Origin of the sequence: Streptomyces sp. URMC 127, assembly GCF_051386535.1 — a bacterium.
GTDB lineage: Bacteria > Actinomycetota > Actinomycetes > Streptomycetales > Streptomycetaceae > Streptomyces.
Genome location: NZ_JBPQTW010000213.1, coordinates 1 through 11,634 on the forward strand (window position 1 = coordinate 1; position 11,634 = coordinate 11,634).

At 73.8% G+C, this 11,634-nt stretch carries 12 protein-coding genes; 9 read left to right on the forward strand and 3 right to left on the reverse strand.

The genetic code is table 11. From position 1 onward, the window contains the following. Window positions 1–71: 71 nt before the first annotated feature. The 6 genes from ACSNOH_RS28875 to ACSNOH_RS28900 all read left to right on the forward strand — a co-directional run bounded on the left by ACSNOH_RS28875 (window position 72) and on the right by ACSNOH_RS28900 (window position 5,082). Window positions 72–710, forward strand: coding sequence for a helix-turn-helix transcriptional regulator (locus ACSNOH_RS28875; RefSeq protein WP_436724382.1), 639 nt, complete (start codon window positions 72–74; stop codon window positions 708–710). After that, window positions 707–1,693 (forward strand): hypothetical protein, encoded by a 987-nt coding sequence (locus ACSNOH_RS28880; protein ID WP_436724383.1) that lies wholly within the window; start codon window positions 707–709, stop codon window positions 1,691–1,693. Before ACSNOH_RS28875 ends, ACSNOH_RS28880 begins: the two co-directional genes overlap by 4 nt. Before the next feature lie 139 nt (window positions 1,694–1,832). After that, window positions 1,833–2,372, forward strand: coding sequence for a hypothetical protein (locus tag ACSNOH_RS28885; RefSeq protein ID WP_436724384.1), 540 nt, complete (start codon window positions 1,833–1,835; stop codon window positions 2,370–2,372). Window positions 2,373–2,481: 109 nt separating this feature from the next. Next, window positions 2,482–3,183, forward strand: coding sequence for a hypothetical protein (locus ACSNOH_RS28890; protein ID WP_436724385.1), 702 nt, complete (start codon window positions 2,482–2,484; stop codon window positions 3,181–3,183). Window positions 3,184–3,424: 241 nt separating this feature from the next. Then, the gene (locus tag ACSNOH_RS28895; RefSeq protein WP_436724386.1) at window positions 3,425–4,504 is read left to right on the forward strand and encodes a mechanosensitive ion channel family protein; all 1,080 of its coding nucleotides are present in this window, start codon (window positions 3,425–3,427) and stop codon (window positions 4,502–4,504) included. Window positions 4,505–4,557: 53 nt separating this feature from the next. After that, on the forward strand, window positions 4,558–5,082 hold the full coding sequence (locus tag ACSNOH_RS28900; RefSeq protein ID WP_436724387.1) for a hypothetical protein: 525 nt from the start codon (window positions 4,558–4,560) through the stop codon (window positions 5,080–5,082). A 28-nt stretch (window positions 5,083–5,110) separates the two neighbouring features. On the opposite strand, the gene ACSNOH_RS28905 is transcribed toward ACSNOH_RS28900, so the two are convergent. From ACSNOH_RS28905 to ACSNOH_RS28915, 3 genes are all read right to left on the reverse strand, one after another. Continuing rightward, a complete protein-coding gene (locus ACSNOH_RS28905) occupies window positions 5,111–6,046 on the reverse strand; it encodes a carbohydrate kinase family protein (protein ID WP_436724388.1) in 936 nt (311 codons plus the stop codon). Continuing rightward, window positions 6,043–6,951 (reverse strand): pseudouridine-5'-phosphate glycosidase, encoded by a 909-nt coding sequence (locus tag ACSNOH_RS28910; RefSeq protein ID WP_436724389.1) that lies wholly within the window; start codon window positions 6,949–6,951, stop codon window positions 6,043–6,045. The genes ACSNOH_RS28905 and ACSNOH_RS28910 overlap by 4 nt, the downstream gene beginning before the upstream one ends. 166 nt (window positions 6,952–7,117) lie before the next feature. Beyond that, a complete protein-coding gene (locus ACSNOH_RS28915; RefSeq protein ID WP_436724390.1) occupies window positions 7,118–7,585 on the reverse strand; it encodes a hypothetical protein in 468 nt (155 codons plus the stop codon). 168 nt (window positions 7,586–7,753) lie between these two features. Here ACSNOH_RS28915 and ACSNOH_RS28920 point away from each other — a divergent pair, with 168 nt between their 5' ends. The 3 genes from ACSNOH_RS28920 to ACSNOH_RS28930 all read left to right on the forward strand — a co-directional run bounded on the left by ACSNOH_RS28920 (window position 7,754) and on the right by ACSNOH_RS28930 (window position 11,612). Further along, window positions 7,754–9,328, forward strand: a complete 1,575-nt coding sequence (locus ACSNOH_RS28920; protein WP_436724391.1) for a GMC family oxidoreductase — start codon at window positions 7,754–7,756, stop codon at window positions 9,326–9,328. Between the two features lie 36 nt (window positions 9,329–9,364). Beyond that, on the forward strand, window positions 9,365–10,342 hold the full coding sequence (locus tag ACSNOH_RS28925) for an asparaginase (protein ID WP_436724392.1): 978 nt from the start codon (window positions 9,365–9,367) through the stop codon (window positions 10,340–10,342). Between the two features lie 346 nt (window positions 10,343–10,688). Next, on the forward strand, window positions 10,689–11,612 hold the full coding sequence (locus tag ACSNOH_RS28930) for a DMT family transporter (protein ID WP_436724393.1): 924 nt from the start codon (window positions 10,689–10,691) through the stop codon (window positions 11,610–11,612). The last annotated feature ends 22 nt before the right edge of the window (window positions 11,613–11,634 follow it).

Genomic DNA, 11,634 nt, shown 5'->3' on the forward strand with positions numbered 1-11,634 from the left:
CCCCCCCCCCCCCCCCCCCCCCCCCCCCCCTTCCGGCGTGCATAGTCTATTTAGACTGTTAGAGTTCGACCATGCCACGTCGCGCCCTGGACAACCCCGTCGTGCCCGCCGTGCTGGGCCTCCTCCTGGAGCAGCCGGCGCACCCCTACCAGATGCTCTCCGAGCTGCGGAAACGCAGCGACAGTCACGCAGCCGCGATCACCCGGGGCACGCTCTACAACACCGTTGCCGCCCTCAGCGAGGCGGGCTGGGTGGCCGTTCAGGGGCAGCAGCGCTCGGGAAACCGCCCGGAGAGGACCGTCTACGCGCTCACCGACGCCGGACGCGAAGAGCTCGTACGGCGACTGGACCGCGAGATCCGCAACCCCGAGCGCGAGTTCACCCGCTTCCTCGGCGCCGTCACCTACCTCGGCGCGCTCGGCCCGGACGGCGCCGTGGACGCTCTCGCCGAGCGGGCCCGGCGGCTGAGGCAGCGCACGGAGGCCGACGAGGAACGCCTGGCCTCCGCACGGGCCGCCGGTGCGCCCCGCCTGTACGTCATCGAGGCCGAGTACGCGCTGTGCCTCGCCCGCGCCGAGACGGCGTGGATCGACTCGGTCGCCGACGACATCCGTTCCGGCGCACTGACGTGGCCCACCACCGCGGCGGCGCCCTCCGCCCCGCTTGCATCCGAGGCTTGCATCCGAGCCGAGAGGAACGGCCGCCCATGACGCGGACAGCGCATGACGGAATGCTCTTCGGGATATACCCGGGCAGCGTGTCCGGCGACGACGCCGGGGGCCTGGCAGCCGGCCCGCCCGACGACCCGTCCCGTATCTCAGCCGCGCTCGACCTGCTCCAAGGGCTGCCCGGCCGCCCCTTCCTCGTCCGCGCCTACATCCCGTTCACCGACGCCACCGGCCCCGGCGGGCCCCATGCCACAACCGCACCGGAAACCGCCGCCCGGTACGCCGTGCGGGGCCGCAGCCTGGACCTCGTCGCCCAGTACCAGTCCGCCTCCGGCGACGTCGACGGCTACTGCGCCTTCCTTTGTGAACTGGTCGAGCAGTACGGAGACGTCACGAGCACGCTGCAGGTGACCGAGGAGCCGAACGTCACGTCGGTGCCCACGCTCGACGGCGCCTACCCGGGCGTCCACGAGGCGATCGTCCGGGGCGTGATCACGGCCAAGGAGCACGCACGCAGCCTGGGCCACGGCCACCTGAGGATCGGCTTCAACACCACACCTCTCTTCGGACCGGCCGTCTCCTTCGTTACCGGCCTGACCCGCCGGGGAGGAGACGCCTTCACCGCCGCCCTCGACTACGCGGGCCTGGACTTCTTCCCCGACGTCTTCCGGCCCGTCTCCGCACCGGACCTCCCCGGCGCGGTCGAGGGGCTCCTGCGCCACCACCGCCACGCGGTCCTCGGCGCCGCCGGCCTCGGGCACCTTCCCCTGCACATCACCGAGCACGGCTGGCCCACCGCGCCCGGAAGGACCGTCGACCGGCAGGCCGAGGTCGTCGAGACCGTGATCGGCGTCATCGCCGCCCAGGCCGGGCCGCTGCGGCTGAGCGGCTACACGCACTTCGCCCTGCGCGACGCCGACAGTGCGAACCCCGGCCTGTTCCACCGGTTCGGGCTCACCACCGACGACTACGCGCCCAAGCCGGCGTTCGACACCTTCAGGAAACTCGTCGAACGCTTCGGCTGAGCCGGGCCGCCCCCCTGTCGCCGCCGGCACGGGTGGCCGGTGGCCGGTGGCCGGTTCCCGCCTTGGAGGTCCTGTGAAGAGCGTGGAGAATCCGCACCGTTGCGCCATGCATCTCGCGTCACATCAGTGAGGAGAAGCCATGCGTTCGGTGAAGACGGTTCTCGCTCTCGGCGTCGCGGCGCTCGCCGCGGCAGGAAGCCTCGCAACCCCCGCGGCGGCGTCCGCGCCCGGCGCCGACTCCGGCGGCAAGGCCATGACCTGGACCCTGATGGCGGACGGCCCCAGCGGGACCGTCCAGGTCGGCGGCGGCCCCCTGAGCAACCCGTACCAGGGCGACACCGCCACGACCACGGCCCTGCCCGTACTCTGCCTCAGGATCGACGGCCGGCCCGCCCCCGCCGGCATCACCCCCGGCTTCTACGCGGGCTGGGCCCGGGGCGCGGTCGCGGCCACCAACCCCATCCGCGGCACCCGGCTGACCAGCCGTGCGGCCGCCGACGGCGTCTGCGCGAACACCTTCGGCACGGGCTGGCGCATGGCCGAGTTCCACGACGGCAGATACGGGCCCGACCTGGAGAGCTCGGGAGGCTGGAGCTTCTGGGCCTACGGAGACGTCCCCGCAGGCACGCGCTTCTGGACAGCGATCAATGACCAGCCGGCCAACCCCTGGAACAACTGACCCACTGGTAGCACGTACTCATGCGCGTCCCCTGCGCGTACGCACATGAGTACGCGAGTGAGTACGAGCGCTCAGGCAGGTCCCCCGCGGATCACGGACGCTGGGGGCCATGACGACGCCTCACCCTCCCCTCGCCGTTCCGCCCGCGCCCCCGGTTCCGCCCTCTTCCCCGTCCGGGCGGCCGGGGCACCGCCGGACGGTGGTCGTGGGTGCCGTGGCGGCCCTGGTCCTGGTGCTGGTCGCCGGGGTCGCCGCCGGGTGGTGGATGACGCGCGACGAGGACGGGCGGCCGTACGCCGGCCGGCCCCGCGTCACGGACACCACCGCCGGGCTCTCCTACGCGATACCCGAGGGGTGGGAGCACGAAGGGCAGCAGAAGCTGATCGGCGCCTTCACCTCGTCGGTCACCAAGGAGCGCGCCCGCAACGAGTACACCGGCGAGGCCGGCGGCAGCACCGTCCTCGCCGGCCGTGCCCGGGCGATACCGCAGCCCGAACTGCAACGGCAGGCGGAGCGGGCGGCCCGCTCGAACGCGGAGTTCTTCTACCCGGACGGGAGTTCCGCGCCCGAGGAGTCCCGGCCGACGACGGTCGACGGCCGCCCCGCGCACACGGTGGCGCTGAAGGTCAGCGACGGCAAGCGGGGCACGGGCACCCCAGGGCACCTCCGCCTGACCCTGATCGCCGTGGACGACAGCCGCTCGGCGTTCCTCCTCGGCATCGCGCAGCCGGGTGGGCCGGCGGAGAACCGGGAGGTGGACAGGGTGATGGAGAGCGCCACGCTGGACCCCCGGCCGGCGGCGAAGGGCTAGCCGGCGTGCGGCCTTGACCACATGTCACCCGCAGTGGTTCCGGCCCTGATCGCCACCCGGGCGTGCGGGCGCGAAACGGGCGTGGTGCAGGATGTCCTGTCGCGCTGATCCACTTCCGTGGCCCCGGCGCGCGCTCACGAACCGTCAGGACAGACAGGTACAAGGTGACGAACCATTACTCCGGGCTACCGGCAGCCTGCGACGCCGTCGCTCCGTTCTCCGCAACGGCAGGAGGACACCGATGAACCGCGACCTCACCCTGCACGACGTCATCGTCGCGGGCATCGCCGTCGCCGCCGGCGTGACCGTCGCCCTCCTGCTGCGGGTGATCCTGCGCTGGCTCGGGGAGCGGGCCGCCCGCACGGCGTGGGAGGGCGACGACATCATCGTCGACGTGCTGCGCGGCGTCCTCCCGTGGGCCGCGGTGGCCGGCGGCGTCGCCTCGGGAGCCGCGGCCCTCCCGCTGACCGGCCAGGTCGGGCACACCGTCAACGAAGTGCTCACGGCCTTCGTCATGGCGACGGCGACGTTCACCGCCGCCCGCGTCGTCAGCGGTCTCGTGCGGAGCGTCGCGCAGTCGCGGTCCGGCGTGGCCGCGTCCGCCACCATATTCGTCAACATCACCCGCGTCGTGATCCTGGCGATCGGCTTCCTGATCATCCTGGAAACCCTCGGCATATCCATCGCCCCGCTGCTCACCGCCCTCGGCGTGGGCGGTCTGGCGATCGCCCTGGCCCTGAAGGACACGCTGGCCAACCTCTTCGCGGGCGTGCACATCCTCGTCTCGAAGACGGTCCAGCCCGGCGACTACATACGGCTCAGCAGCGGTGAGGAGGGCTACGTCCGCGACATCAACTGGCGCATCACCGTCGTGGAGCAGCTCAACAACAACCTCGTCATCATCCCGAACGCCAAGCTCGCCGGCACCAACATGACCAACTTCAGCCGGCCCGAGCAGAAGCTGTCGGTCACCGTGCAGGTGGGCGTCGGCTACGACAGCGACCTGGAGCACGTCGAGCGGGTCACCAACGAGGTGGTCGAGAGCGTGATGCGGGATATCACCGGCGCGGTCCCCGACCACGAGCCCGCCGTCCGGTTCCACACCTTCGGCGACTCGCGGATCGGCTTCACGGTGATCCTCGGGGTCGGCGAGTACAGCGACAAGTACCGCATCAAACATGAATTCATCAAGCGCCTGCACCAGCGCTACCGCGAGGAGGGCATCCGCATCCCGGCCCCGGCACGCACCGTCTCCCTCCAGCAGCCGGGCACGGAAACGCTGATCCCCCACCCCCGCGAATCCGCAGACGCGGCGGGCTGAGCTGCCGCGCAAAAAGGAGCCGCCGGTCGCTCAGGCCGGGAAAGGACGGACCGTTGGATCCCAGCTCCGTGATCATCGCGGTGACGGGCGTCGCGGGAACCCTCGGGGCCGCGCTGCTCACTCAGCGCGGCTCCGAGCGCGCGAAGCGCCGGGAGATAGAACTCGTCCGCGCCCTTGAGGACGCGCGCGAGTACCGTTCCCTGCGGCGTACGTGCTACGTGGAGCTCAACCGGGACGCCCGGCAGTTCACCACGGCACTCAACCGCCACCTGCACGTCATGCGGGAACGAGGCGTGGAGGACGCCGACAGGGCAGCGCTCGACGAGGCGCGGAGCGCTCACCGCGACCGGTATTCCGAGGCGCAGATGATCGCCCCTGCCGCCGTGCTCGTCCGGGCGAGAGCCGCCAACCAGGCCCTGACCCAGGTGTACGGCCAGGTCAAACGCCTCGAACGGGGCGAACCCGGCCCGGGCGAGACCCTGGAGAGCGCCTCCCGGGCCCAGTACGAGATCTGGGAGACCCTCCGGGCGATGAGGAACGCCATGCGCCGCGACCTCGGCGTGTCACCGGAGGACTGAGCAGCAGGCCGAGACGGGCCGTCGGCGATCAGAGGGGGCCGAAGCCCGCGTCGCCGGTCGGGCGGGCGCCGGTGCGGGTGACCGCCTCCGCGCCCGCCCGGCATCCCCGCCGTGCCGCCGCGGCCGGGTCGTGGCCCGCCAGGCAGGCGGCCAGGAAGGCTCCCGTGAAGGCGTCGCCCGCGCCCGTGGTGTCCACGGCGGCGGCAGGCTCGCCCGGGACGCGAGCCGCGACCGCGCCGGCGGCCGCGACCAGCGCGCCACCGGCGCCCCGCGTGGCGACCACCAGCGGGAAGTGCCGGCTCAGCTTCGCCGCCGCATCGGCCGGGTCGGGCAGGCCGGTCAGGAGCGCCGCCTCGTCCCCGTTGGGCAGGAGGACGTCCGCTCCCGCGACGGCCTCCAGGAACCGGTCCACGCCCAGGCCCGCGATGAAGCCCGCGGAGGCCGGGTCCACGCTCACCGGCACGGAGCGGGCGCGGGCCGCCTCCAGCGCGGTCCGCGCGGCCGCCCGGCTCCTCTCGGCGAAGAAGAGGTAGCCCGACAGGTGCAGGTGACCCGCCCCGGCGAGGAGATCGTCGCTCCAGTCGGCGGGCGACAGCCGTACGACGGCTCCGCTGTCGGTGAGGAACGTCCGCTCGCCGTCCCCGCCGACCAGGCAGATCACCGTCCCCGTAGCGGCCTCGGAATCGACCGCGAGGTGCGGCCGCACCCCGGCGGCGCGCAGCGCACGCTCGTGCGGCCCCGCCGCGTCCGCGCCCACCCGGGCCAGGAGACGCACATCCGCTACGCCCGAACGAGCCGCCCAGCAGGCCACGTTGGCTCCCGCGCCGCCCGGCAGGGTGACGATGTCGGCCGCCGTGTCGGTGGCGGGAGCGAGCGGCGTGCGGTGTCGGGCGACGACATCGGTCACCACGTCTCCGACGACGAGCAGCGCCCCGCCGCGAACACCCGCCCCGGGGCCCGTCATGAGGCGTACGCCACGGCGATCTCGGCCGCCAGCCGCACGTTGCCCCGCACCGCCGCGACGTTGGCCTCCAGCGACGCTCCGCCGGTGTGCCGGACGAGGTGGTCGAGGAGGAAGGGGGTGACCGCCTGACCCGTGACGCCCTCCCGCGCACACGCCGTCAGCGCCTCGGCGAGCACCCGGTCGTGCAGGGCCGGGTCGAGCTGCTGCGCCACGGGCACGGGGTTCGCCACGACCAGGGCCGACTCCGGGCCGCCGAGCGCGTCCTGGGCGCGCAGCACGCCGGCCACCTCCGCCGCGGACCCGGCCGTCCAGTCGACCGGCTCGCCGGAACTGCTCAGATAGAAGCCCGGGAACTCCGCCGTCCGGAACCCCAGCACCCCGACGCCCAGCGTCTCCAGGCGCTGCAGCGTCGCGGGCACGTCCAGGACCGACTTCACCCCCGCGCAGACCACCGCGATCCGCACCCGCGCCAGCAGCCGCAGGTCAGCCGACTCGTCCTGGGTCTGCGCCCACTCGCGGTGGACCCCGCCCAGCCCGCCTGTCGCGAAGACCCGGATCCCGGCCCGCGCCGCGAGGAAGGCCGTCGCGGACACGGTCGTCGCGCCGCTCGCCCCCGCCGCGACCGCCGGCGCCAGGTCCCGGTGCCCCAGCTTGCGGATGCCGTCCTCACCCGCCACCCGCGCCAGCCGCTCCTTGTCCAGCCCCACGCACGGCCGGCCGTCCAGCACGGCGATCGTCGCGGGAACGGCGCCGCCCTCCCGTACGAGCTCCTCCAGCTCCTCCGCCACCTGCAGGTTCCGCGGCCGGGGCAGCCCGTGCGCGATGATCGTCGACTCCAGGGCGACCACCGGACGGCCGCGCTCCAGGGCCTCCCGCACCTCGTCCGACACGACCACGTCCGACATCACACGTCCCTCCCGTCGCGCCGAACACGGCGCTGCTCACGGATCCCTGACGCACCTGACTCACCCTGACGCACCTGATGCACTCGTTACCCGGAGCCGTTCCCCGGCACGCCCCCTCGCAAGCCTCGCCGCACGACGGACCGGCCGCTCCGGACGGCCGGCAGGCTCAGTACGGCAGGTTGAGGACCCTGAGGATCACGAAGAGCGGCGGGAGCAGCGCGCTCCAGGCGGCGATCCTGCGCCCGGCGGCGTACCGCATGCGCCGCGGCAGGACCGCGGCCGTCAGGAGCAGCGCCGGCGTGCCGGCGACGGTCAGGTACAGGCCGGCCATCACTTCTTCCAGGGCCTGGTTGAGGGCGCGGGAGCAGTCGTCGGGGCCGCAGCTGTCGGTGGCCATGGGGGCGAGTCCACCGAAGCAGAGGGCCACGGGGACGAGCAGCAGTGCGAGCACCGCGGGCACGATGAGCGCTCCGCGGCCGTCCTCGTCCCGGTCACCGCGTGCCCGGGCAGAGGCCTCCGCGGCCTCGGCGGCGTCCGCGGCGTCCGCGGCGTTGGCGGCGGCCCAGGACCGCCGCAGTTCGTCGTCCGTCTCCGTCGTCTCCGCGGCGCGCTCGGTTGTCGTTCGGTCGTTCATGGGTCCACTGAACCCCCAGGCCTGGCGGGCCCGCTTCGGGCCGGGTACTCAGAACGCACGGGTGCGCGTACTCATCCGGCTCATCCGGCCCGTCTGGTCGCCCCCACCGGCGGGGGCCATCATGGGAGCGCCGTCGCACCGATCGCCGGGAACCGGGAGGGGACGCCCATGCAGGGCGCACGGGACGCACAGCACCAGACCCACGACTACGTCGTCGTGGGGGCGGGATCGGCCGGCTGCGTGCTGGCCGCGAGGCTGAGCGAGGACCCCGGGGTCCGCGTGCTGCTGGTGGAGGCCGGCCCGCCCGACGACGCCGCGGAGATCCGCACACCGGTGGCGTTCGCGAAGCTGTTCCGGACGAAGTACGACTGGGACTACGCGACGGAGCCCGAGCCGGGCCTGGACGGCCGCCGCTGCTACCTGCCGCGCGGGAAGACCCTGGGCGGTTCGTCGTCCATGAACGCGATGATCTACATCCGCGGCAACCGCAGGGACTACGACGCCTGGTCGGACGCCGGCGCCAAGGGCTGGAGCTGGGACGAGGTCTTCCCGTACTTCCTCCGCGCCGAGGACCACCACGGCGGCCCGTCCGCCCGGCACGCCGCCGGTGGCCCGCTCACCGTCAGCCGGGGCCGGTCCCGCAGCCCGCTCATGACGGCGTACGTGGAGGCCGCGCAGCAGGCGGGCCACCCCTTCAACCCGGACTTCAACGGCCCGGAGCAGGACGGCTTCGGCTACTACGAGCTCACCCAGCGGGGCGGCCTGCGGTGCAGCACGGCCGACGCCTACCTGCGCCCCGCCCTGGAGCGGCCCAACCTGACCGTGCTCTCCGGCGCGCAGTGCACCCGGCTCCTCTTCTCGGGCGACCGGGCCGCCGGCATCGAAGCCGAACACCACGGAGAGATGGTGGAACTGCGCGCCGAGCGGGAGGTCGTCCTCTGCGCCGGCGCCTACAACTCCCCGCAGCTGCTGATGCTTTCGGGCATCGGCATCGCCCCCGAGCTGGAGGCGCTGGGCATCACCCCGCGCGCCGACCTCCCCGTGGGCGAGAACCTCCAGGACCACGTCCACCTGCCGGTCATCCACCTCACCGACACCGAGACGCTGCTGACGGCGATGTCCCCGGAGAACCTCGCCCTGCTGGAGTCCGAGGGCCGGGGGCCGCTCACCTCGAACGCGGGGGAGGCGGGCGGGTTCGTACGGACGCTCCCCGGTCTGGAAGCGCCGGACGTGCAGATCCACGCGCTTCCGGCCATGTTCCACGACGAAGGCCTCGGCGCCCCGGCCGCCCACGCCTTCCACCACGGCGCCGTCCTGCTGGACGCGACCGCCCGGGGCAAGGTCTTCCTCCGCTCGGCGATGCCCAGCGCCAAGCCGCGCATCGTGCACAACTACCTCTCCACGGAGGAGGACCGTGCGGCTGCGGTCCGCGCCCTGCGGGTCCTGCTCGACATCGCGGGCCGTCCCGCCCTGCGGGCGCACCGGCGCTCCGACTTCCTCGTGCCGCGCTCGGACAGCGAACAGGACCTCCTCGGCTTCGCCCGGCGGCAAGCGCACACGCTCTACCACCCCGCGGGCACCTGCGCCATGGGACCGGTCGTCGACAACCAGCTGCGGGTGCACGGCGTACGGGGCCTGCGCGTGGCCGACGCCTCGGTCATGCCGACCCTGGTGCGGGGCAACACCAACGCACCCACCATCATGATCGCGGAGAAGGCCGCGGACTTGATCCGGGGCGCGTAGCCCGGCTGCGGCCGGGCGGCCATGGCGGGAGGAAACGTGAGCATCGCGCTGTTCGCGCTCGGAGGCACGATATCGGTGTCCGGGCGCGCCGAGGGGAAGCGGCTGACCGGAGCCGAGATCACCGCGGCCGTACCCGGCCTGGGTGAGGTCGGGGAAGTGCTGGACGTACGGGACGCCCACGCCGTGCCGAGCGGAAGCCTGACCTTCGCGCAGGTCCTCGACGTCGTCGAGGCCGCCTCGCGGGCCGTGGCGGAAGGGGCGTCCGGCGTCGTCGTCACCCAGGGCACCGACACCCTGGAGGAGACCGCGTTCCTCGCGGACCTCGTGTGGCCGCACGACGCGCCGTTCGTCCTGACCGGCGCGATGCGGCAGCCGGCCATGGCCGGCGCCGACGGGCCCGCCAACGTGCTCGCGGCCGTACGCGTCGCCGCTTCCCCCGCGGCGCGCGGGCTCGGCGCGCTCGTCGTCTTCAACGACCAGGTGCACGCGGCGCGGTGGGTGCGCAAGGCCCACAGCACGAGCGCGGCGGCCTTCGTCTCCCCGGACACAGGCCCGGTGGGGCTCGTCGCCGAAGGGCGGGTGCGGGTCCTGGCGCCACCGCCGCGCCGCGCCGTCCTGCCGCCCGGCATCGGCAGAGCGCGGCTCGACGCCGCCCGCGTGGCCCTGCACTGCGTCACGCTCGACGACGACCCCGGCCCGCTCGAAGGGCTCGCCGGAACCCACCGGGGGCTGGTGGTCGCCGGCTTCGGGGCCGGGCACGTGCCCGCCTCCTTCGCGCCCGTGCTGGGCGCCCTCGCCGCACGCATCCCGGTCGTCCTCACCTCCCGCACGGGCAGCGGCCCGGTGCTGCGGCACACCTACCGCGCCCCCGGCTCGGAGACCGACCTCCAGCAGCGCGGCCTGATCAACGGCGGGCTGCTCGACCCGTACAAGGCCAGGGTCCTGCTGCGGCTGCTGCTCGCGGCGGGCGCGGGACACGACGAGATCGCCGCGGCGTTCGCCGAGCACGGCTGAACGGCCTGATCTCGCTCCTCCAGCGGCCAGTTTCCGCCAACGGCAGCCGGAACGTTGATCATTTGAGCCGGGGGAGGGCGTAGGGTGGTCGTCATGCGTTCGACAGTGCTTGCGCCTCCCGCCGCCTGACGCGGGCCGCCACGTCCCATCAGCGCGCCGGGCCCCGGAGGCCGACGCGCTGTCCGGGTGTGCCCGCGCACGGGAGTCCCCATGACCATCCGCTCCGTCTGGAGAACGCACTGTGTCCAAATCCGTGTCCGAAACGCCCGTAGAGCCGTCGTTCCCGGCCGGTGACCCCGGCGCGAACGACCCCGGCGCGAAGGCGTCGCGCTCCGTGGCGCGCGGCCTGATCTACCTCGCGGTCGCCGGCACCACCTGGGGAACGACCGGCGCCGCCGTGGACATCATCTACCGGTCCAGCGACCTCGGCCCGATGGCCGTTTCCTTCTGGCGGTACGTCAGCGGCCTCGCGCTGCTGCTCGCCGCCCGCGCCTTCCTCCCCGTCCGGCCCGCCCCCGCCTCCGCACCCGGCGCGCCGCGGCCCCGGCTGCGGGGACAGCGGCTGCTGCTCCTGATCGGCACGGGCATCGGCCTCGCCGTCTTCCAGACCGCCTACTTCGGGGCGGTACAGGAGACGGGCCTCGCGGTCGGCACCATCGTCACCCTGGGCGCCGGGCCCGTCTTCACCGCGATCGGCGGGCGCCTGCTGCTGAACGAGCGGATAGGCCGGGGCGGGGTCCTCGCGGTCTGCGGGGCCCTCGCCGGCCTGGCCGTCCTCGTCCTGGGCGACCGGACGGGCACCGTCGACCCCCTCGGGGTCGGCCTGGCACTGCTGTCCGCCGCCGGATACGCCGTGGCCACGCTTCTGGCCCGCTGGACGGGCCGCCGCGGCGGCGGGGGAGAGGACCCCTACAGCCTGACGATGTGGTCCTTCGGCATCGGCGCCGCGGTCCTGCTGCCCCTCGCCTGGGCCGAGGGCCTGGTGCCGCACACCGGCCATCTGTGGCGCGTCCTGCTGCTCATGGCCTACGTCGCCGCCGTCACCACCGCGCTCGCCTATCCGCTCTACTTCGCCGGCGTCGCCGCCGTCCGTGCGACGACGGCGGCCGTGGTGATGCTGATCGAACCCGTCAGCGCCGCCATCCTCGCGGTGACGCTCCTCGGGGAACACCTCACCGGGGCGACCGTCCTCGGCACGCTCCTCCTGCTCACCGCAGTCGCCGGCCTGGCCGTAGCCGAATCCCGCCTCCCGGAACCGGCAACCGCCTGAGCACCCCCGCCCACCCCCGTAC

Bases quoted from the DNA above. Each gene is read 5' to 3' on its own strand.
- ACSNOH_RS28875 (WP_436724382.1), top strand. From the start codon at position 72: ATGCCACGTCGCGCCCTGGACAACCCCGTCGTGCCCGCCGTGCTGGGC.
- ACSNOH_RS28880 (WP_436724383.1), top strand. From the start codon at position 707: ATGACGCGGACAGCGCATGACGGAATGCTCTTCGGGATATACCCGGGC.
- ACSNOH_RS28885 (WP_436724384.1), top strand. From the start codon at position 1,833: ATGCGTTCGGTGAAGACGGTTCTCGCTCTCGGCGTCGCGGCGCTCGCC.
- ACSNOH_RS28890 (WP_436724385.1), top strand. From the start codon at position 2,482: ATGACGACGCCTCACCCTCCCCTCGCCGTTCCGCCCGCGCCCCCGGTT.
- ACSNOH_RS28895 (WP_436724386.1), top strand. From the start codon at position 3,425: ATGAACCGCGACCTCACCCTGCACGACGTCATCGTCGCGGGCATCGCC.
- ACSNOH_RS28905 (WP_436724388.1), bottom strand. From the start codon at position 6,046: ATGACGGGCCCCGGGGCGGGTGTTCGCGGCGGGGCGCTGCTCGTCGTC.
- ACSNOH_RS28910 (WP_436724389.1), bottom strand. From the start codon at position 6,951: ATGTCGGACGTGGTCGTGTCGGACGAGGTGCGGGAGGCCCTGGAGCGC.
- ACSNOH_RS28915 (WP_436724390.1), bottom strand. From the start codon at position 7,585: ATGAACGACCGAACGACAACCGAGCGCGCCGCGGAGACGACGGAGACG.
- ACSNOH_RS28920 (WP_436724391.1), top strand. From the start codon at position 7,754: ATGCAGGGCGCACGGGACGCACAGCACCAGACCCACGACTACGTCGTC.